At 71.6% G+C, this 18,817-nt stretch carries 14 protein-coding genes; 10 read left to right on the top strand and 4 right to left on the bottom strand.

The features are described 5' to 3' along the window. Positions 1–19 precede the first annotated feature (19 nt). The 4 genes from BIV01_RS05455 to BIV01_RS05440 are packed head-to-tail and all read left to right on the top strand — an operon-like array spanning position 20 to position 2,666. On the top strand, positions 20–568 hold the full coding sequence (locus BIV01_RS05455) for a DivIVA domain-containing protein (RefSeq protein ID WP_070419098.1): 549 nt from the start codon (positions 20–22) through the stop codon (positions 566–568). Between the two features lie 48 nt (positions 569–616). Then, positions 617–1,621: a transglycosylase SLT domain-containing protein gene (locus BIV01_RS20185; protein ID WP_254791782.1), complete on the top strand. Its 1,005-nt coding sequence runs from the start codon at positions 617–619 to the stop codon at positions 1,619–1,621. 14 nt (positions 1,622–1,635) lie between these two features. Further along, positions 1,636–1,941 (top strand): hypothetical protein, encoded by a 306-nt coding sequence (locus BIV01_RS05445; RefSeq protein WP_070416388.1) that lies wholly within the window; start codon positions 1,636–1,638, stop codon positions 1,939–1,941. Next, positions 1,938–2,666: an alpha/beta hydrolase gene (locus BIV01_RS05440; protein WP_071302157.1), complete on the top strand. Its 729-nt coding sequence runs from the start codon at positions 1,938–1,940 to the stop codon at positions 2,664–2,666. The genes BIV01_RS05445 and BIV01_RS05440 overlap by 4 nt, the downstream gene beginning before the upstream one ends. Before the next feature lie 89 nt (positions 2,667–2,755). Here the strand turns inward: BIV01_RS05440 and BIV01_RS05435 are convergent, their stop codons facing one another. Then, positions 2,756–4,648, bottom strand: a complete 1,893-nt coding sequence (locus tag BIV01_RS05435) for a hypothetical protein (protein ID WP_071302156.1) — start codon at positions 4,646–4,648, stop codon at positions 2,756–2,758. A gap of 185 nt (positions 4,649–4,833) precedes the next feature. Here BIV01_RS05435 and BIV01_RS05430 point away from each other — a divergent pair, with 185 nt between their 5' ends. Continuing rightward, positions 4,834–6,570 carry a hypothetical protein gene (locus BIV01_RS05430; protein WP_071296164.1) on the top strand — a complete coding sequence of 579 codons (1,737 nt, stop codon included), beginning with the start codon at positions 4,834–4,836 and terminating at the stop codon, positions 6,568–6,570. After that, positions 6,567–7,571, top strand: coding sequence for a tetratricopeptide repeat protein (locus BIV01_RS05425; protein WP_071302155.1), 1,005 nt, complete (start codon positions 6,567–6,569; stop codon positions 7,569–7,571). Before BIV01_RS05430 ends, BIV01_RS05425 begins: the two co-directional genes overlap by 4 nt. A 190-nt stretch (positions 7,572–7,761) precedes the next feature. Here BIV01_RS05425 and glgB read toward each other — a convergent pair whose 3' ends face one another. From glgB to BIV01_RS05410, 3 genes are all read right to left on the bottom strand, one after another. Then, on the bottom strand, positions 7,762–10,518 hold the full coding sequence (gene glgB / locus BIV01_RS05420) for a 1,4-alpha-glucan branching protein GlgB (RefSeq protein ID WP_254791781.1): 2,757 nt from the start codon (positions 10,516–10,518) through the stop codon (positions 7,762–7,764). Continuing rightward, positions 10,515–12,515 carry an alpha-1,4-glucan--maltose-1-phosphate maltosyltransferase gene (locus BIV01_RS05415; RefSeq protein ID WP_175473641.1) on the bottom strand — a complete coding sequence of 667 codons (2,001 nt, stop codon included), beginning with the start codon at positions 12,513–12,515 and terminating at the stop codon, positions 10,515–10,517. Before BIV01_RS05415 ends, glgB begins: the two co-directional genes overlap by 4 nt. 141 nt (positions 12,516–12,656) lie before the next feature. Beyond that, complete coding sequence (locus tag BIV01_RS05410) at positions 12,657–14,675, bottom strand: glycogen debranching protein (protein ID WP_071302154.1); 2,019 nt, start codon at positions 14,673–14,675, stop codon at positions 12,657–12,659. Between the two features lie 58 nt (positions 14,676–14,733). Here BIV01_RS05410 and BIV01_RS05405 point away from each other — a divergent pair, with 58 nt between their 5' ends. From BIV01_RS05405 to ftsX, 4 genes are all read left to right on the top strand, one after another. Further along, the gene (locus tag BIV01_RS05405) at positions 14,734–15,897 is read left to right on the top strand and encodes a cysteine desulfurase family protein (protein ID WP_071302200.1); all 1,164 of its coding nucleotides are present in this window, start codon (positions 14,734–14,736) and stop codon (positions 15,895–15,897) included. 61 nt (positions 15,898–15,958) lie between these two features. After that, a complete protein-coding gene (gene prfB / locus BIV01_RS05400; protein ID WP_070419094.1) occupies positions 15,959–17,068 on the top strand; it encodes a peptide chain release factor 2 in 1,110 nt (369 codons plus the stop codon). A 51-nt stretch (positions 17,069–17,119) separates the two neighbouring features. Continuing rightward, positions 17,120–17,875 carry a cell division ATP-binding protein FtsE gene (gene ftsE, locus BIV01_RS05395; protein ID WP_070416382.1) on the top strand — a complete coding sequence of 252 codons (756 nt, stop codon included), beginning with the start codon at positions 17,120–17,122 and terminating at the stop codon, positions 17,873–17,875. Beyond that, on the top strand, positions 17,872–18,786 hold the full coding sequence (gene ftsX, locus BIV01_RS05390) for a permease-like cell division protein FtsX (protein WP_070416381.1): 915 nt from the start codon (positions 17,872–17,874) through the stop codon (positions 18,784–18,786). Before ftsE ends, ftsX begins: the two co-directional genes overlap by 4 nt. The last annotated feature ends 31 nt before the right edge of the window (positions 18,787–18,817 follow it).

The raw sequence follows: 18,817 nt of genomic DNA, 5'->3' as shown, positions 1-18,817 counted from the left end.
GTCCTGGCAGAATGTCGCCGTGGCCACCACCTTCCCGAACGCAGACCGCTCCGCCCTCGGATACGACGTCGACGAGGTCGAGCGCTTCCTCGAGGACGCCCGCCGCGCCTACACGGCGAACGACACCGCTCCGGCGATCGAGGCCGCGAAGATCCGGGCCACCGCCTTCTCGATGCGCAAGGGCGGCTACTCCACCGCACACGTCGACGCCGCACTCGAACGGCTCGAAGACGCCTTCGCGGCTCGTGAGCGCGAGCGGGAGATCGCGGACATCGGGCAGAAGGCCTGGTACGCCGAAGCCCGGTCGAAGGCCTCCGACGTCGTGGCGCGTCTCGAGCGTCCGGACGGACAGCGGTTCGGTCGCGTCAGCTTCCTCGGCACCGGGTACCACCCGAAGGACGTCGACGCCTTCGCGAAGCGGCTCGAGGGCTACTTCCGCGACGGCAAGCCGCTCAGCCTGACCGAGGTCCGCTCGATCGTCTTCCGACCCAAGCACGGCGGCTACCGCGAAGCGCAGGTCGACGCGCTGCTCGACGCCGTCGTCGAGGTCATGCTGGCTGTCCGCTGACGACGCGCTGGTGGCGGGTGCTTCGCTTTCCGTGATCGTTCCGTTATCATGGTCGAACTCATGGGCAGGCACACGGCAGACATCAGCTCCGACCGCGATACCCGCGAGCACCTCGGCCTCACGGCCGCCGGTGAGCGCCGCGCGGCACTGAACCGAACCCGCACGGCGGAGAACTCGGTCCTCCCGGCGAACCCGACGGTGGTCACGGCATCGGTGCCGACCGCTCCGGCCGTCGCCCCCAAGTCGGTCGCGGCGAACCGCGTGTCGGACACGACGGACGCGCAGGCGTCGGTCGCCCACGCGGTGCCCGCCACCCCTGCCGACCCTCGGATCGTCAAGCAGCGTCGTGCCCGCGCCGTCGCCGCAGCCGCGAAGCCGTCGTCGTCCCCGCAGAGCATGAACACCTTCGTGCGCAAGCGCGCTGCAGTGCCGGTGCTGTCCTTCTTCGCGGTGTCCGGCATCGTCGTCGGCTCGCTGTTCAACCCGCTGCAGCCCGACGTGGCCCAGGCAGCGGTCTCCGCTCCGGTGCTCGTCAAGGCGCCGGCGGCCCCGCAGGAGTACACGGCGCACGGCACCTACGCCGCGTTCGACGTCTCCCGCGACGCGTACGGCGTGACGCTCCCGAAGCCCAAGGTCGTCGAGAAGCCGAAGACCGAGACCGAGACCACGGATGCCGACGCGGACACCGCCACGGACGAGACCGCCTCGGTGAGCGCCTCGAACACCCTCGCGGCGACCGCTGCGACGCCGGACCCGGGCAGCGCCCAGGCCATCGCGCAGGAGATGGTGGCCGCGCGCGGCTGGGGGACCGACCAGTACAACTGCCTCGTCTCGCTCTGGAACAAGGAGTCGGGCTGGCGCGTGAACGCGTACAACCCGAGCGGTGCCTACGGCATCCCGCAGGCGCTCCCCGGCAGCAAGATGGCCACGGCCGGCGCTGACTGGCAGACGAACCCGGCGACGCAGATCACCTGGGGCCTCAACTACATCTCCGGCGTCTACGGCACGCCGTGCGGTGCCTGGGGCCACAGCGTCGCGAACAACTGGTACTGATCGGCTGAACGCAGGTGCCGCGGAGCAACCGGCCGCGACGCCCTCGGGGCCGCGGTCCCGAGCAGGACGACGAGCCGACCGGTCTCGACCGGATGATGAGCTCGTGGAAGCGCACCGAGGTGCGCCGCGGCCGTGAGTACCTCGTGCAGCCCATCTCCGCCGCCTCGGCGCAGAAGGAGTACATCTGCCCGGGCTGCGGCGGCACGGTGCTGCCCGGCGTGGCGCACGTCGTCGTCTGGCGTGCCGACGGTGTCCTCGGGGACGAGGCCGACCTGGCGTCCCGCCGCCACTGGCACAACCACTGCTGGAGCATCGCATGACCACCGAGATCCGGTCGAACACCGAGCTGCCGGCCCGACGCACCGACATCGAGCTCGTCACGGACGACCACCTCACCCTGGTCGGTGAGCTCGCCGAGCCGCTGGAGCACGCTGCTCGCGGCACGATCGTGACGCTGCACCCGCTGCCGACCGCGCACGGTTTCATGGACTCGCACGTGCTGAAGAAGGCGGCGGCTCGGCTCCCGGCCCTCGCGGACATCGCGGTGCTCCGGTTCAACTTCCGTTCGGTGACGTCCCCGCGCGGCACGTCCGAGGGCGTCTTCGGCGACGGCGTCTCCGAGGGGTTCGATCTGCGTGCCGCCGTCACGGACGTCGTCGACCGCGGTCTGCCGACACCGTGGCTCGTCGGGTGGTCGTTCGGCACCGAGGTGATCCTCAAGCACGCGCTCGAGCACGTCGAGGCCGGCCGGGTCGCCGGTGTCGTCCTGCTCTCGCCGCCGCTGCACCGCGCCACCGACGACGAGATCGCCCGCTGGGCGGGGGTGTCCGTCCCCGTCGTGGCCCTCGTCCCCGAGCACGACGACTTCCTGCAGCCGGACGAGGCGTCACGGCGCTTCGCCAACGCGCCGAACGTCCGTGTCGTCCCGGTCGAGGGGGCGAAGCACCTCTGGGTGGGGGAGAAGTACGTCCGGATCGTGCTCGACGCGATCGCGGACCTCGTCGTGCCGGGCAGTGCACCGCTGCCGACGCACGTCGCCGACTGACGGACGGGCCGGGTCGCGGGGAACGGGTCGCGTCGACGACGCGGGCCGGTCCAGGAGGCGCGGGTCGCGCCTCCTGGACCGGCCGACGCTCAGCGCGTGGTCGCGTCCTCGTCGTCGGTGACCGTCGCGTCGTTGGTGACCGACTCGTCGTCGGGCTCGATGACGAGCTCGGCCGGCTCCGCGGTGTCGACCGACGGTGCGGTGCCGAGCAGGCCGGTCGCGTTGGTCAGGACCCCGCGGAGGTTCTCGAGGTAGCCGGCGACGGCGTCGCGTTCGGTCCGGATGGCCGCGAGGCGGTCCTCGGACTCGGCGATGATGCCGGCGGTGCGCTCCTCGGCGTCGGCGATCATCTTGTGCACGCGGTCCTGGGCGTCCGCGACGATCGTGCGTGCGTGCTCCTGCGCGTCCGAGGTGCTGGAGCGCTCGAGGTCGTCGGCCTCCTGCTGGAGGCGCTCGGCCCGTTCGCGTGCCTCGGTCGCGCGGCGCGTCGCCTCGGCGAGCTGCAGGTTCGCCTCGTCGAGGTACTTCTGCGTCTCGGTGACGGTGTCGTGGTGCTTCTGCAGGTAGTCCTGCTCGGCGTCGTCGCGTCGGGCGGCGAGTTCCGACTCGAGGGTCGTGCGGGCCTCGTCGCGTTCGCGGGCGATCTCGGCACGGACCTCGTCGCGCTCGCGGGTGAGGTCGGCACGGGCCGTGTCGATCTCCTGCCGGAGCGCCGTGCGCTCGGCCTCGAGCGTGCCGAGCTCGGCGGTGCGGCGGTCGGCGATCTCGGTGTCGACCTCGGCGTGTTCGCGTTCGCGGCGGGCGGCGAGTTCGTTCTCGTGCTCGCGGGCGGCGCGTTCCGCGGTCGCCTCGGCCTCGGCGCGCTCCCGCTCGATGCGCGTTGCGTGCTCGTCGAGTTCGCGGGCGATGCGGTCCGCGGTCTCCTGCACCAGCCGGGCGTTCTCGGCGCGGGTCTGCTCCTCGTCGACGCGGAGCTGGGCGCGTGCAGCCTCGATCTCCTGCTCGAGCGCGGCGCGAGCCGAGGCGAGCTCGCGGTCCCATTCGGCGCGGGCGGCCGCGAGCTCCTCGTCGAGGACACGGCGGCGGTCGGCGAGCTCGGTGTCGAGCTCGGCGCGACGGCGGTCCACCTCGGCGGCGAGGTCGGCGCGTCCGGTCTCGAGCTCGAGCGCGTGGGCCTGCTGCTCGTCGTCGCGTTCACGGTGCCAGGCGGCGCGACCCTCGGCGATCTCGCGCTCGAGTGCGTCGCGGCGGGTGGTCTCGTCGCGGTCGAGGTCCTCGACACGGCGGGCGTGGTCGGCCTCGAACACGCTGCGGCGGTGCTCGGTCTCGCGGTCGAGGTCGGCGGCGGCGCGACGGGCCTCGGCGGACTCGCGCTGGGTGATCTCGCGGAGCTCGGCGACCTCGTGCTCGACCTGGGCGCGCAGCGCGTTCGTTTCGCGGATCGCGACCGAGCGGACCTCGGCCGCCTCGGTCACGGCGGCACCGCGGATCGCGGCGGCCTCGTTGCGGGCGTCCTGCGTCAGGAGCCCGGCCTCGGCGCGGGCGCGTTCGACGGTGTCGGCCGACTCGGCGCGGGCACGGGTGAGCTCGTTCGTCGACCGGGTGCGGGCGTCCTCGAGCGTGTCGCGGGCTTCGTCCTGCGCCTCGCGCAGGGTGCGGTCGGCCTCGGCACGGCTCGAGGCACGGAGCCGCTGCGCGTCGATGTCGGCCTGGCTGATGAGCCGCGTGGACTGTTCCTCGGCGACGCGGAGGGTCGACTCGAGACGGGTGCCGAGTCCGCTGTACGTGGGGGTGCCGGCTTCGTCGAGCTCGCCCTGCAGCTCGGAGACGCGCGCCTGCAGGAGGCGGATCTCCTTCGCGGCGTCGGCCCGGTCGTTGTTCGACTTGATGAGCTCACGGCGCAGATCGTTCAGCGAGCGGTCCACGTCTTCGCGGCGGTACCCGCGCAGCTCGGTCCCGAACTCTGCCTCGTCGTTCGCCACGTGTTCGCTCCTGGGTGCTCGGCGGAGGGCACAGGGAAGGCCCGGCACGATTGTAGTGGCGTGCGGAGACGGTGGGCTGTGACCGCGGACAGCGGTGGGGGATGCGCCGTCCAGACTCCCTCGCTATCCTGGAGCGCTGATTCGCGCGCCGACACCCCCACCCCGGCGCGGTAGGGAGAAGATCCGTGCGATTCGTCCTGGCGATCGTCAGTTTCGTCATCGGGCTGCTGCTCGTCGCCCTCGCGGTCGGCCAGCGGACCGTGTTCGAGCCACCGTCGTCGCTCGTCGCGGCATCGTCCTCGAAGAGCTCCGCCCCGGTGACCGTGATCCCGGGCTCGACGCTCAACGCCAACCCCGGCTACCAGCGCATCAACGTCTCCGGCTCGGGCAAGGTGTTCGCGGCCTACGGCAAGACGAGCGACGTCGACGCCTGGATCGGCGACGCGAAGCACACGACGATGCGGTTCGACGCCGAGCAGGCGAAGCTCGTCGGCCGCACGACCGGCTCCGAGTCCACCGTGCCGGACCCCGCGGGAAGCGACCTCTGGTACCAGGAGTACGACAGTGCCGGACAGTTCACCGTCCGTCTGCCCGAGGACGTCAGCGTGATCATCGTCGGCGACGGCACGGCCGCGGCCCCGAGCGACGTCTCGGTCACGTGGCCGCGCGACACCGCGACGCCGTCGGTCGGTCCGCTCCTCGTCGCCGGTGGCGTGTTCCTGGTCGGCGGCATCGTCCTGCTCGTCTGGGCGTTCGTGCACCAGCGTCGTGGTCGCGGTCCCCGCCGCCGCAGCGGGGGCTCCCGTCCGCCGCGCGTGCGTGCCTCGCGCCGTGCCGCGGCCGCCGGCGCCCAGGTACCGGTCCGCGGTCGTCGTGGCCGCCGGGCGTTCGTGGCGATCCCGGTCCTGCTCGTCGGGGCCCTCGGTCTCGCCGGCTGTTCGTCCGACTACTGGCCGCAGGGGGCGTCCGCGGCCAGCCCGACGCCCACCGCGACGGCGACCGGGACGGCTGCGCAGACCGAGCCGACCGCCGCCACCAAGCAGCAGATCACCCGGATCGTCCAGCGGGTCGCGTACGTGGCGAAGCGTGCCGACGACGCTCGCGACGCGAAGCTCGCCGAGCAGCGCTTCACCGGTGCGGCCCTCGACCTGCGCGCGGCGAACTACACGATCCGCGGCAAGGACTCGGACGTCGACGCCCCGCCGACGATCTCGGGGGAGCAGGTGTGCGTGGCGTTGCCGCAGCAGACCGACTCGTGGCCGCGCACCGTGTTCGCGGTCGTCGCCGAGGACTGCGACGCGAAGTCGGCCCCGCAGGCGCTGACGCTCGTGCAGGACTCCGCCCGCGACGACTACAAGGTCGCCTACGACGTCTCGCTCGAGGCCGCGGCGAAGATCCCGAGCCTCGCGCCCACGTCGATCGGCGCCGCCCTGCTCGCGTCGAACACGAAGCTGCTCGCCATCGCGCCCGACGAGATCGCGAAGGCGTACGGCGACATCCTCTCGAAGGACAAGGACAGCTCGTACGCGTCGCTGTTCCAGGCGGACGGCGACGGCCTCCGGTCGACCATCGGCAAGGCCTACAAGGACAAGAAGTCCGAGTCGCTGCCGGACACCGCGAAGATCGAGTACTCGTCCGAGGTCCCCGACGACAGCGCCGTGGCGATCGCGACGGACGGCGCCGGAGCGCTCGTGTCCGCCGACCTGAACGAGGTCGAGAAGGTCACGCCGACCGCGGCCGGCGCCGAGGTGAACACCGAGGGTGCTGTGAAGGCGCTCTCCGGTGTCGACTCCAGCACGAAGGGCATCAGCGCGACCTACGGTGTGCAGCTGCTCTTCTACGTGCCCCCGGTGGGCACCGATGACAAAGTGGTCCTGCTCGGGTTCACGCAGGGCCTGACAGCAGCGAGTGAGGTGCAATGACCAACGTCCCCCCGACCCCGTCCGGTCTCCGCGGAGCCGTCGACCTGTCGTCCCTGGTGGACCGCGCCCAGCGGCCGCCCCAGCCCGGCGGGGCCGCTGCCGGCGGCCCCGGGTCCGGCGTCGCCGCCGGTGCTCCCGGCAGCGAGACCGGTGCCGACCTGACCGTCCCGTCGCTCGTCCTCGACGTCACCGACCAGACCTTCCAGGACGTCCTGCAGCTCTCCACGATCGTCCCCGTGATCGTCGACATCTGGGCCGAGTGGTGCGGGCCGTGCAAACAGCTCTCGCCGATCCTCGAGCAGCTCACCGCCGAGTACGACGGCCGTGTGCTGCTCGCCAAGGTCGACGCCGACACGAACCCGCAGCTCGTGCAGGCGTTCCAGGCGCAGTCGATCCCGACCGTGGCCGCGCTCATCGGCGGACGCCCCCTCGGGCTCTTCGTCGGGGCGCTGCCCGAGGCGCAGGTCCGCGACGTCTACGAGCAGGTCCTGGCCGCGGCCGCCGAGAACGGTGTCTCCGGCCGCGTCACGGTCGACGGAGCGGCCCCGGCCGACGCCGTCGAGCAGGGCGAGCCCGAGCCGGAGCCGCTGCCGCCGCACCACCAGGCCGCGTACGACGCGATCGAGCATGGCGACTACGCCACCGCGATCCAGGAGTACAAGACCGCGATCGCGCAGGACCCGCACGACCAGATGGCCGTCGCCGGGCTCGCACAGGTGTCGCTGCTCGACCGGCTGAACGGTCGCACCGCGGACGACATCCGGGCTGCTGCGGCCGCCGGGCCCTCCGACGTGCAGGCGCAGCTCGCGGTCGCCGACCTCGACATCTCGGGCGGGCACGTCGACGACGCGTTCGGCCGGCTGCTCGACCTCGTCCCGACGGTGTTCGGGGACGAGCGCGAGGCGCTCCGCGTGCGGCTCGTCGAGTACTTCGAGCTGATCGGCACCGAGGATCCGCGCGTGGTCGCCGCGCGCCGGCGTCTGGCGAGCGCGCTGTACTGAGCGCCGACGCGAGCGTCGAACCACGAAACCGACGTCGAACCACGGTCGCACCCTGGTTCGACGTCGGTTTCGTGGTTCCACACCGTGGTCCTGCGCCGCGGTCGTGGTCGCGTCCGGGACGCGACCGCACGACGGACGGGAGGCACGGTGCCAGCGAGCACCGCGCCTCCCGTCCGTCGTGTGCGCGGGGCTAGCGCGCCAGCTTCAGCCAGACCGCGCCGAGCGGCGGCACCACGAGGTGCGCGGACGCCGGACGCCCCGCCCACGGGGTGTCCTCGGCCGTGACCACGCCGAGGTTCCCCACGCCCGACCCGCCGTACTCCGCGGCATCGGTGTTCAGGACCTCGTGCCAGGCACCGGCCGCCGGCAACCCGAAGCGTCGCTCGACCGGCACGCCGGAGAAGTTCACGAACACCGCGAGCCGGTCGTCGCCGTCCTTCCGCAGGAACCCGAGCGTCGAGTGCGGTGCGTCGCCACCCTCGATCCACTCGAAGCCTTCGGCCGTGGCGTCGTGCGTCCAGAGCGCCGGCGTCTCGCGGTACACCCGGTTGAGCGAGGACACGAGGTCCTGCACACCGCGGTGCCCCGGGTCGTCGAGGAGCCACCAGTCCAGCCCGCGTGCCTCGGACCACTCGCTGGGCTGGGCGAACTCCTGCCCCATGAAGAGCAGCTGCTTGCCGGGGTGCGCCCACATGAACGCGAGGTAGGCCCGCACGTTCGCGAGCTTCTGCCACTCGTCGCCGGGCATCTTGCCGTAGAGCGATCCCTTGCCGTGCACGACCTCGTCGTGGCTGATCGGCAGGGTGAACTGCTCGCTGAACGCGTACACGAACGAGAACGTGATCTCGTCGTGGTGGTAGCTCCGGTACGCCGGGTCGCGCTCGATGTACTGCAGGGTGTCGTGCATCCAGCCCATGTTCCACTTCTGGCCGAACCCGAGACCGCCCGCGCTGGTCGGCTGCGTGACGCCCGGCCACGAGGTGCTCTCCTCGGCGATCATCACGATGCCCGGGTAGCGCTTGTACGCGGTGGCGTTCGTCTCCTGCAGGAAGGAGATCGCCTCGAGGTTCTCGCGTCCGCCGTGGATGTTCGGCAGCCACTCGGTGCGCGAGTAGTCGAGGTAGAGCATCGAGGCGACGGCGTCCACGCGGAGCCCGTCGATGTGGAACTCCTCGAGCCAGTAGAGCGCGTTCGCGACGAGGAAGTTGCGGACCTGCGGCTGCCCGAAGTCGAACACGTAGGTGCCCCAGTCGAGCTGCTCGCCACGGCGGGGGTCCGGGTGCTCGAACAGCGCGTAGCCGTCGAACTTCGCCAGGGCCCACTCGTCCTTCGGGAAGTGCCCGGGGACCCAGTCCATGATCACGCCGATGCCGGCGGAGTGCAGCCGGTCGACGAGGTACCGGAGGTCGTCGGGGGAGCCGAACCGGGCCGTCGGGGCGTAGTAGCCCGTGACCTGGTAGCCCCACGATCCGCCGAAGGGGTGCTCGGCGAGCGGCAGGAACTGCACGTGGGTGAAGCCCGTGTACTGGACGTGGCCGATGAGCTGGTCGGCGACCTCGCGGTAGGACAGCCCCGGACGCCACGAACCGAGGTGGACCTCGTAGACGCTCATCGGACGGTCGTGCGTGGTCGTCCGTGCCCGGTGCTCCATCCACTGCGCGTCGCCGTCGGACCACTCGTGGTGCGACTCGTCGATCACGGAGGCGGTCAGCGGCGGGACCTCGGTCCGGCGGGCGAACGGGTCGGCCCGCTCCACCCAGCCGGAGTCGGTGAGGAGCTGGAACTTGTACCGCTGACCGACGAGGGCGCCGGGCCAGAACAGCTCCCAGACACCGAGGTCGGTCAGACGACGCATCGCGGTGGTGCGGCCTTCCCAGCCCTCGAAGTCACCGATCACCCGGGCTGCGGTCGCCCGCGGGGCCCAGAGCGTGAACGAGACGCCGTCCACGCCGTCGACCGTGGTGACGTGCGCGCCGAGGTGGTGCCACAGCTGCTCGTCACGGCCCTCGCCGAAGAGGTGCAGGTCGAGCTCGCCGATCGTCGGGGGGAACCGGTACGCGTCGTCGGTCGTCCAGGTGATGTCGTCGCTGTCGGTCGACGGGTCCGGGTCGTAGTCGGCCTCGACCCGGTACCGTCCGAGCTCTCCGGGGGTCGCGCCGGCCCAGAGGCCGTCGCCTTCGTGCGTGAGCTCGACGTCGTCGCCGTCCGGTCGGACGATCCGGACGGCGGTCGCGAGGTGGCGGACCACCCGGACGCTCGTGCCGCCGTCGACGGGGTGCGGTCCGAGGACGTCGTGGGGCTGGGACCAGCGGGCCTCGGCGACCTGCTGGCGGAGCCACTCCTCGACGGGGGCGGGGCGCGGGCCGGTCGTCTCCGGCGTGGTGTCGGTCGGACGGGAGGCGCGGATCGACCCCGCCTCGCTCGTCGCGGCGAGCGGGCTGCCGCCTTCGCTGGTGGGCGCGTCCGCCCCGTCGCCGGGGCCGTCCGTGTCGCCCGCGTCGGCCGACGTCGTGACGCCGGTCGCGCCTCCTGTGCCGTCACCGGCGGCCGCGGACCGATCGACGGACTCGACCGCCTCGACCGTGACGTGGCGCGGGTGGGCCGCGTCGGACGCGTGCCCGGCGAGCGTGGCCGACTCGGCGACGTCGCGGTCCGGCGCTTCCCGTCGGGCGGGGGGTGCACCCGGCAGGTCCTCGCCGGGCGCCGAGACACGCGGCTCGTAGCGGGGGGTCGCGGGCTCCGGGGAAGCGGACGGACGCGGTCCTCCGGCTGCCGGCGTCTCCGGTGCGACGTGCTGTGCCGGGTGCGTCGGGCGCGGGGTGTCGGCTGGCATGCGGCGGGGCAGCACGGGCGGCGGAGGCGGCGGCACCGGCGGAACGCTCGGCCCCTGCCCCCGGTCGTTCGGCGCTGCCGTCGGTGCGTCGTCCTCGGGGTGGGTGTCGGTCATCGGTGGGGTCCCTCCACGACGAGCAGGTGCACGGGTTCCTGGAACGCGTCCAGGCGGACGTAGTTCGACGATCCCCAGACCCAGCGCTGGCCGGTCACGACGTCGCGGACGTCGAACGCCTGCTCCGGGTCGAGGCCGAGGGCGGCGAGGTCGAGGTGGACCGTGGTCTCACGGGCCGAGTGGGGGTCGACGTTCGCGACGACGATCACGGTGTCGTCGCGCCCGGAGCGGATGAACCGTCCGGGCAGGTGCTTGGAGTACACGACGATCGCCGGGTCCTCGGCGTCGTGCACGTGCAGGTTCCGGAGCTGGCGGAGCGCCGGGTGTGCCTGCCGGAAGCGGTTGAGCATCGTCACGTACGGCGCCAGGCTCGCGCCCTCGGCCTCGGCCAGGGCGAAGTCTCGCGGCTTGTACTCGTACTTCTCGTTGTCGATGTTCTCTTCCGACCCGGGGCGTGCGACGTCCTCGAACAGCTCGTACCCGGAGTACATGCCCCACGTCGGCGCACCGGTGGCCGCGAGCGCCGCACGGATCTTGTACCCGGCGCGGCCGCCGAACTGCAGGTACTCGGTGAGGATGTCGGGCGTGTTCACGAACAGGTTCGGACGCAGGTACGCGCTCGTCTCGTGCGAGAGCTCGTCGAAGTAGTCGGCGATCTCGTCCTTCGAGTTCCGCCACGTGAAGTACGAGTACGACTGCTGGAACCCGACCTCGGCGAGGGCGCGCATCATCGCCGGGCGCGTGAACGCCTCGGCGAGGAACACCGTGTCGGGGTGCTCGTCGCGGATCTCGCGGATGACCCGCTCCCAGAACCAGAGCGGCTTGGTGTGCGGGTTGTCCACGCGGAAGATCCGGATGCCGAGGGCGATCCAGTGGCGCAGGACCCGCAGGACCTCGGCGACGAGCCCCTCGGGGTCGGTGTCGAACTGGATCGGGTAGATGTCCTGGTAGCGCTTCGGCGGGTTCTCGGCCGTGGCGATGGAGCCGTCCGCGCGCACCGTGAACCAGTCGGGGTGCTCGGTGACCCAGGGGTGGTCGGGCGAGCACTGCAGGGCGAAGTCGAGCGCGACCTCCATCCCGGTGTTCTTCGCCGTCTCGACGAAGTCGCGGAAGTCGTCCTCGGTGCCGAGGTCCGGGTGGATGGCGTCGTGCCCGCCGTCGGGGCCGCCGATGGCCCACGGGCTGCCGGGGTCGTGCGGGCCGGGGGTGAGCGTGTTGTTCGGGCCCTTGCGCGCGGTCGTGCCGATGGGGTGGATCGGCGGGAGGTACACCACGTCGAAGCCCATGCGCGCGACGCCCGGGAGCCGTCGTGCCGCGGTGCGGAAGTCGCCGCTCTTCCACGAGCCGTCGGGGTTCTTCTTCGCGCCTTCGCTGCGGGGGAAGAACTCGTACCAGGCGCCGACACCGGCGCGGGTGCGCTCGACGTCGAGCAACTGCGTGGGCGAGTGCGTCCGGAGCGAGGTGAGCGGCGCTTCTTCGACCTCGCCCGTGATGCGCGGGTCGTCGACGGCGGCGAGTCGTTCGGCCGGGTCGAGGTCGGTGTCGCGGATGCGCGCCGCCGCACGCGTGGCGGCGGGGGAGTCGGTCTCGTCGGCGAGTCGGTCGAGGAGTGCCGCCCCATCGAGCAGGGTGGCCTCGGTGTCGACGCCCGCGGCGATCTTCAGGCGGGCACCGTGCAGCCAGGACGACCAGTCGTCGGCGTAGGACTCGACGTGCCACGTCCACACACCGGTGTGGTCGACCTGGACGGTCGCTTCGTAGCGGTCGGTGCCCGGGGCGACGAGCACCATCGGGACGGTCCTGGTGCCGCCGTCCGGTCGTTCGAGGACGAGGTCGGCGCCGATGACACCGTGCCCTTCGCGGAAGACGGTCGCACCGAACGTGATCACCTCGCCGTCGAACGCCTTGCCGGGGAACCCGTTGGGCGTCGTGGGGGCGAGCTCGGTGATCGGGATGCGCCCGATCTTCGGTCGGCGGGGTCGGTCTGCAGTGGCCACGGAGCCGACGCTACCCGGCGAGCGCCTCCGCGTTCCCCGGAACGTGCCGTCCGTGGAGACCCGGGCGCGCCGTGGCGCTGTGGAGGAGCACCGCGCGACCGTCGTGCCGGAGCCGACCCGCGCCTCCTGGACGGGCCGCCGTCAGGCGATCTCGAACACGTGGATGCCCGGTCCGTACGCCGTGAACACCTGACCCGCGGGCCGGAGCCGCTCGTGGTCGCGGTGCTTCTCGCTGGACCAGGCGAGCCGGTACCCGAGCACGTCCTCGCGCACGGGCAGCGTCAAGTCCCGCGTGCGCCCACTGCCGTGCACCACCACGAGGACGCGGTCGAACGGCTCGTGCTCCGGCGTCGACTCGACGAAGTACTGCAGCGCGCGGTGGATCGGCTGGTCCCACCCCTCGGCCGTCATCGGGTGACCGTCGGGCCCGTACCAGGACATCCGGGACGCACCGGGGGTCTCCTGCCCCTCGACGCCGAACCGGGTCGGCCGGAGGGCGGGGTGCGCGGCGCGGAGCCGTGCGAGTGCGGAGACGGCCTCGGTCATCGCCTCGGCGTCCTCGTCGTCCGACCAGTCGACCGGGGTGAGGTCCTCGGACACCACGTAAGCGTTGTTGTTGCCGTGCTGCGTCCGGCTCCGCTCGTCGCCGGCGGTGAGCATCGGCACGCCCGCGGAGAGCATGAGCGTCGCGACGAGGTTCCGCATCGACCGGCCCCGCGCCGCCCGCACGCCGCGGTCGGCGGTGTCGCCCTCGATGCCGTGGTTGAACGAGCGGTTGTCGTTCGAGCCGTCGCGGTTCTCCTCGCCGTTCGCCTCGTTGTGCTTGCCGTCGTACGACACCAGGTCGAGCAGGGTGAAGCCGTCGTGGGCGGTGACGAAGTTGATGCCGGCGAGCGGCCCGCGTGCGGTGTCGAAGAGGTGGCGCGAGCCGGTCAGGGCCCCGGCGAGCGCGCCGATGCCGGTGGCGGGGGCGCCGTGGCGGCGCTCCTCGGCGATGTCGGTGAGCCAGAACTGCCGCACGGTGTTCCGGAAGCCGTCGTTCCACTCGCTCGTCCGCGCGCCGAACGAGCCCGTCTTCCACCCGTCCGGTCCGACGTCCCACGGTTCGGCGATGACCAGGGTGTCCTGCAGGTCCGGGTGGTTCCGGATCCGCTCGAGCAGCGGGTGCGACGGGTCGAACACGTGGTCGGCGTCGCGGCCGAGCGCCGCCATCAGGTCGAACCGGAACCCGTCGACCTGCACCTCGCGCGCCCAGTAGCGCAGGCTGTCGACGATGAGGTCGGCCGTGGCCTCGACCGAGGTGTCGAGGGTGTTGCCGCAGCCGGTGGTGTCGTAGTACGAGGCGCCGTCGGCGGTCCACCGGTAGCGGTTCGCCCCGTCGATGCCCCGGAGCGAGGTCGTCGGGCCGCCGAGGCCCTCTTCTGCGGTGTGGTTGTAGACGACGTCGAGGACGACCTGGATCCCGGCGGCGTGCAGGAGCCGGACCATGCCCTTGAACTCGCGCAGCACCGCGGAGGCGCCCGCGGCCCGCGCGCCGGGGGAGGCGTGGGCGGCGTGCGGCGCGAAGAACCCGAGCGTGTTGTAGCCCCAGGCGTTCTCGCGTCCGGCGTCCCGCAGCCACCGTTCTGTGTCGAAGGCGTGCACGGGCAGCAGCTCGAGCGTGGTCACGCCGATCCGGTGCAGGTGCGCGATGGTGCTCTCGTGGGCGACGCCGGCGTACGTGCCGCGGAGGTCCTCCGGGACGGCCGGGTTCGTCGCGGTCAGGGTCCGGACGTTCGCCTCGTAGACGACGACCCGGTCGAGCGGCGTCGTCGGCTTCACCACCCCGCCCCAGTCGAACGCGTCGTCGACCACGACACCCGTCCAGCGTGGTCCGGCGCCGCGCACGATCCCACGGGCGTACGGGTCGAGCAGCGGACGCACCGCGTCGAACTCGTCGCGCGGACCGGCGGGACCGTCCACGAGCAGGTGGTACGTGTCCCCGGGTTCGGCTCCCGGCACGGCACCTGCCCAGACGTCGCCGGACCGCGTCAGCGGGAACGTGCCGCGGCCGTCGACCACGACCGACACGGCCGTCGCCGTCGCCGACCGCACCGAGAACCGCGGGACGTCGGCGGTCAGGAGGAACCCCGGGGTCTCGTCGATCGCCGTCTCGTGCATGGCACCAAGGGTACGAGGACCGACGAGTATCCTGGAAACGCTCGTTCAGGGGGTGCAGATGCCGGTCTACCTCGACCACGCCGCGACGACGCCGATCCTGCCGGAGGCGCTCGCCGCGTTCACCGCCGCGCTCGGCACCGTCGGCAACCCGTCGTCGATCCACAGCGCGGGGCAGCAGGCGAAGATGCTGCTCGAGGACGGCCGCGCCGCCGTCGCTGCCTCGCTCGACGCCGACCCGGTCGAGGTCGTCTTCACCTCCGGCGGCACCGAGAGCATCAACCTCGCCGTGAAGGGCATGTTCTGGGCGCGGCAGCAGGACCGTCCGCGCCCGCGCATCGTCGTCCCCGGCGGGGAGCACCACGCGACCGTCGACACGGTCGAGTGGCTCGAGCGCCACGAGGGCGCGGTCGTCGACGTGGTCCCGTTGGACGCACAGGGTCGCGTCGACCTGGTTGCCCTGGAGGCGCGGCTCGCCGACGCCTCGGACGTCGCCCTGGTCACGTTCCTGTGGGCGAACAACGAGGTCGGCACGATCGCGCCGGTGTCACGCATCGTCGAGCTCGCGCACGCCGCGGGCGTGCCCGTCCACAGCGACGCGGTCGCCGCGTACGGCCAGGTACCGGTGTCGTTCGCCGCCTCCGGGCTCGACGCGTTGAGCGTGTCGGCGCACAAGATCGGCGGCCCGGTCGGCATCGGCGCGCTCGTGCTCGGCCGTCGTGCGACCGTCGAGCCGCTCATCCACGGCGGCGGGCAGCAGCGCCAGGTGCGGAGCGGGACGCAGGACGCCCCGGCAGCGGCGGCCTTCGGGGTCGCGGCCTCCATGCCGCACGCGGACGTCCGGGCACTGCGGGACCGGCTCGTCGCCGGGGTCCGGGCAGCGGTGCCCACCGCGGTGCTGATGGGGGACCCGGTCGACCGGCTCCCCGGCAACGCGCACTTCACGTTCCCGGGCTGCGAGGGGGACTCGCTGCTCTTCCTGCTCGACGCCGCCGGGGTCGCGGTGTCGACCGGCTCGGCGTGCCAGGCCGGCGTGCCCGAGGCCTCGCACGTCCTGCTCTCCATGGGGCTGTCGGAGCAGGACGCCCGCGGTGCGCTCCGGATCACGCTCGGGCACACCACGACCGACGCCGACGTCGACGCGTTCCTCGCCGCGCTGCCGGACGCGGTGGCGCGCGCCGGAGCCGCGGGGATGGCGTCGAGGGAACCGCTCCTGGGACGCTGACCGGTCCACCGGGGCCGAGCCGCGCCTCCCGGGCTGGGAAGCACCGGTAGGATCGGTGATCATGGTCGAACTGGACTTCACCGAGCAGCTCTCCGCCCTCCGCGAGACCTTCGGCAACATCCGCTCGGTGGTCGACGTCGACCGCCTGCAGCGTGAGATCGCCGACCTCAGCGAGCAGGCCGGGGCCCAGGACCTCTGGGACGACGTCGAGCACGCGCAGCAGGTGACGAGCGCGCTCTCGCACCGGCAGTCGGAGCTGAAGAAGATCACCGACACCGAGCGCCGCATCGACGACCTCGAGGTGTTGGTCGAGATGGCGAACGAGGCCGACGACCAGGACTCCGCCGACGAAGCTGCCGCCGAGCTCAAGGCGATCCAGAAGACGATGGGCGACCTCGAGGTGCAGACGCTCCTCGACGGCGAGTACGACGACCGACCCGCGGTCATCACGATCCGTGCCGGTGCCGGTGGTGTCGACGCCGCGGACTTCGCCGAGATGCTGCTGCGCATGTACCTCCGCTACTCGGAGCAGCACGGCTACAAGACCACCGTGATGGACACGTCCTACGCGGAAGAAGCGGGCATCAAGTCCGCCACGTTCGAGGTCGACGCCCCCCACGCCTTCGGCACCCTGTCGGTCGAGGCCGGCACGCACCGCCTCGTCCGGATGTCGCCCTTCGGCGCCGCGGGCAAGCGGCAGACGTCGTTCGCCGCGGTCGAGGTCATCCCGCTCATGCCGGAGACCGAGTCGATCGACATCCCCGAGAACGACATCCGCGTCGACGTGTTCCGCTCGTCGGGCCCCGGTGGGCAGTCGGTCAACACGACGGACTCCGCGGTCCGCCTGACCCACATCCCGACCGGCACCGTCGTCTCGATGCAGAACGAGAAGTCGCAGATCCAGAACCGTGCCGCCGCCATGCGCGTGCTGCAGTCGCGCCTCCTGCTCCTCAAGAAGGAAGAGGAGAACGCGAAGAAGAAGGAACTGGCCGGCAACATCACGGCGAGCTGGGGCGACCAGATCCGCTCGTACGTGCTGGCGCCGTACCAGATGGTCAAGGACCTGCGGAGCGAGCACGAGGTGAACAACCCCTCAGCCGTGTTCGACGGTGACCTCGACGGGTTCATCAACGCGGGCATCCGCTGGCGCAAACAATCCGACGATTCCTGAGCCGCGCGCCTCGGTTGATTTCCGGGCGACGCGACCTACCCTGATCCGGTCATGATCAAATTCGACCAGGTCACCAAGGTGTACTCGGGCAACCCGAGCCCCGCCCTCGACGCCATCTCCCTCGAGATCCTCAAGGGGGAGTTCGTCTTCCTCGTGGGCGCGTCCGGGTCCGGCAAGTCCAGCTTCCTCCGCCTCGTGCTGAAGGAGGAGAAGCCGTCGCGCGGGCAGATCCACGTGCTCGGGCAGCGGCTCGGCGCCCTGTCGTCGCGCAAGGTCCCGTACTTCCGCCGCAACCTCGGCGTGGTCTTCCAGGACTTCCGGCTCCTGCCGAACAAGAACGTGTTCGACAACGTCGCGTTCTCGCTGCAGGTGATCGGCAAGAGCAAGGGCTTCATCAGCGAGGCCGTCACCGACGTGCTGAAGCTCGTGGGCCTCGCCGGCAAGGCGACCCGCATGCCGCACGAACTCTCCGGTGGTGAGCAGCAGCGCGTGGCGATCGCCCGTGCGGTCGTCAACAAGCCGGCGATCCTCCTCGCCGACGAGCCCACCGGCAACCTCGACCCGACGACCTCGGCCGGCATCATGGCGCTCCTCGAACGCATCAACCAGGGAGGCACCACCGTGCTCATGGCGACCCACGACGCCAGCATCGTCAACCAGATGCAGCGCCGCGTCATCGAGCTCTCGAACGGGACGATCCTGCGCGACGAGCAGTCCGGCGGCTACCAGACCCAGGCCGTGCCGATCCAGCGCGCGGGCGTCTCGAACACCACCGGCATCCAGACCATCCCGGGGATCATCCGATGAGGCTCGGGCTCGTCATGTCCGAGGTCGGCTCGGGCCTGCGGCGCAACGCGTCCATGGTCGTGTCCGTCGTCCTCGTGACCTTCATCTCGCTCACCTTCGTCGGCACCGCGATCCTGCTCCAGATGCAGATCAACCAGATGAAGGGGTACTGGTACGACCGGGCGCAGGTCGCGGTCTACCTCTGCACCGACACCGACACCACGGGCAACTGCACGGGGGCCAAGGCCACCGACGACCAGCGCAAGCAGGTCCAGGAGCAGCTCGACTCGTCGACCCTCAAGCCGTACATCGAGAAGACGTACTACGAGGACCAGGACCAGGCGTACGACCGGTTCAAGCAGCAGTTCAAGGACTCGCCGGCGACGGAGTTCGTCAAGCCCGAGTACCTCAACGAGACGTTCTGGGTGAACCTGAAGAACCCGTCGCAGGCGGACGTCCTCGTCGAGAGCCTGTCGAAGGTCGCCGGCGTGCAGAGCGTGGTCGACCAGCGCGGGTACCTGCAACCGATCTTCAACCTGCTCAACGCCTCGTCGTACACGGCGATCGGCATCGCGGCGCTCATGCTCGTCGCCGCCGTGCTGCTCATCGCGACGACCATCCGGTTGTCCGCGTTCAGTCGACGGCGAGAGCTCGGCATCATGCGCCTGGTGGGGGCGTCGAACCGGTTCATCCAGACACCCTTCGTGCTCGAGGGGGTGATCGCCGCTGCCATCGGGGCCGTCCTGGCCGGTGGCGCGATCACTGCGGTGGTCTGGTTCTTCGTGCGGAACTACCTCGCGCAGCGGTTCTCGGGCACGGCGTTCATCGGCATGGGGGACGCGGCCGTCGTGGTGCCGTCGGTGATCGTGATCGGCATCGTGCTGGCGGGACTGTCCGCCTTCGTCGCGATCCGCCGCTACCTGAAGGTCTGACGCGCCGGCGGTCGTGCTGGCCGAGTCTCGG

It is taken from the genome of Curtobacterium sp. MCBA15_013 (assembly GCF_001865095.1).
Lineage (GTDB): Bacteria > Actinomycetota > Actinomycetes > Actinomycetales > Microbacteriaceae > Curtobacterium.
The sequence above is the reverse complement of the archived record's forward strand: the minus strand, read 5'-3'. Positions and strand labels throughout refer to the sequence as shown.

Bases quoted from the DNA above. Each gene is read 5' to 3' on its own strand.
- BIV01_RS20185 (WP_254791782.1), top strand. From the start codon at position 617: ATGGTCGAACTCATGGGCAGGCACACGGCAGACATCAGCTCCGACCGC.
- ftsX (WP_070416381.1), top strand. From the start codon at position 17,872: ATGAGGCTCGGGCTCGTCATGTCCGAGGTCGGCTCGGGCCTGCGGCGC.
- glgB (WP_254791781.1), bottom strand. From the start codon at position 10,518: ATGACCGACACCCACCCCGAGGACGACGCACCGACGGCAGCGCCGAAC.
- BIV01_RS05405 (WP_071302200.1), top strand. From the start codon at position 14,734: ATGCCGGTCTACCTCGACCACGCCGCGACGACGCCGATCCTGCCGGAG.
- BIV01_RS05425 (WP_071302155.1), top strand. From the start codon at position 6,567: ATGACCAACGTCCCCCCGACCCCGTCCGGTCTCCGCGGAGCCGTCGAC.
- BIV01_RS05440 (WP_071302157.1), top strand. From the start codon at position 1,938: ATGACCACCGAGATCCGGTCGAACACCGAGCTGCCGGCCCGACGCACC.
- BIV01_RS05410 (WP_071302154.1), bottom strand. From the start codon at position 14,675: ATGCACGAGACGGCGATCGACGAGACCCCGGGGTTCCTCCTGACCGCC.
- ftsE (WP_070416382.1), top strand. From the start codon at position 17,120: ATGATCAAATTCGACCAGGTCACCAAGGTGTACTCGGGCAACCCGAGC.
- prfB (WP_070419094.1), top strand. From the start codon at position 15,959: ATGGTCGAACTGGACTTCACCGAGCAGCTCTCCGCCCTCCGCGAGACC.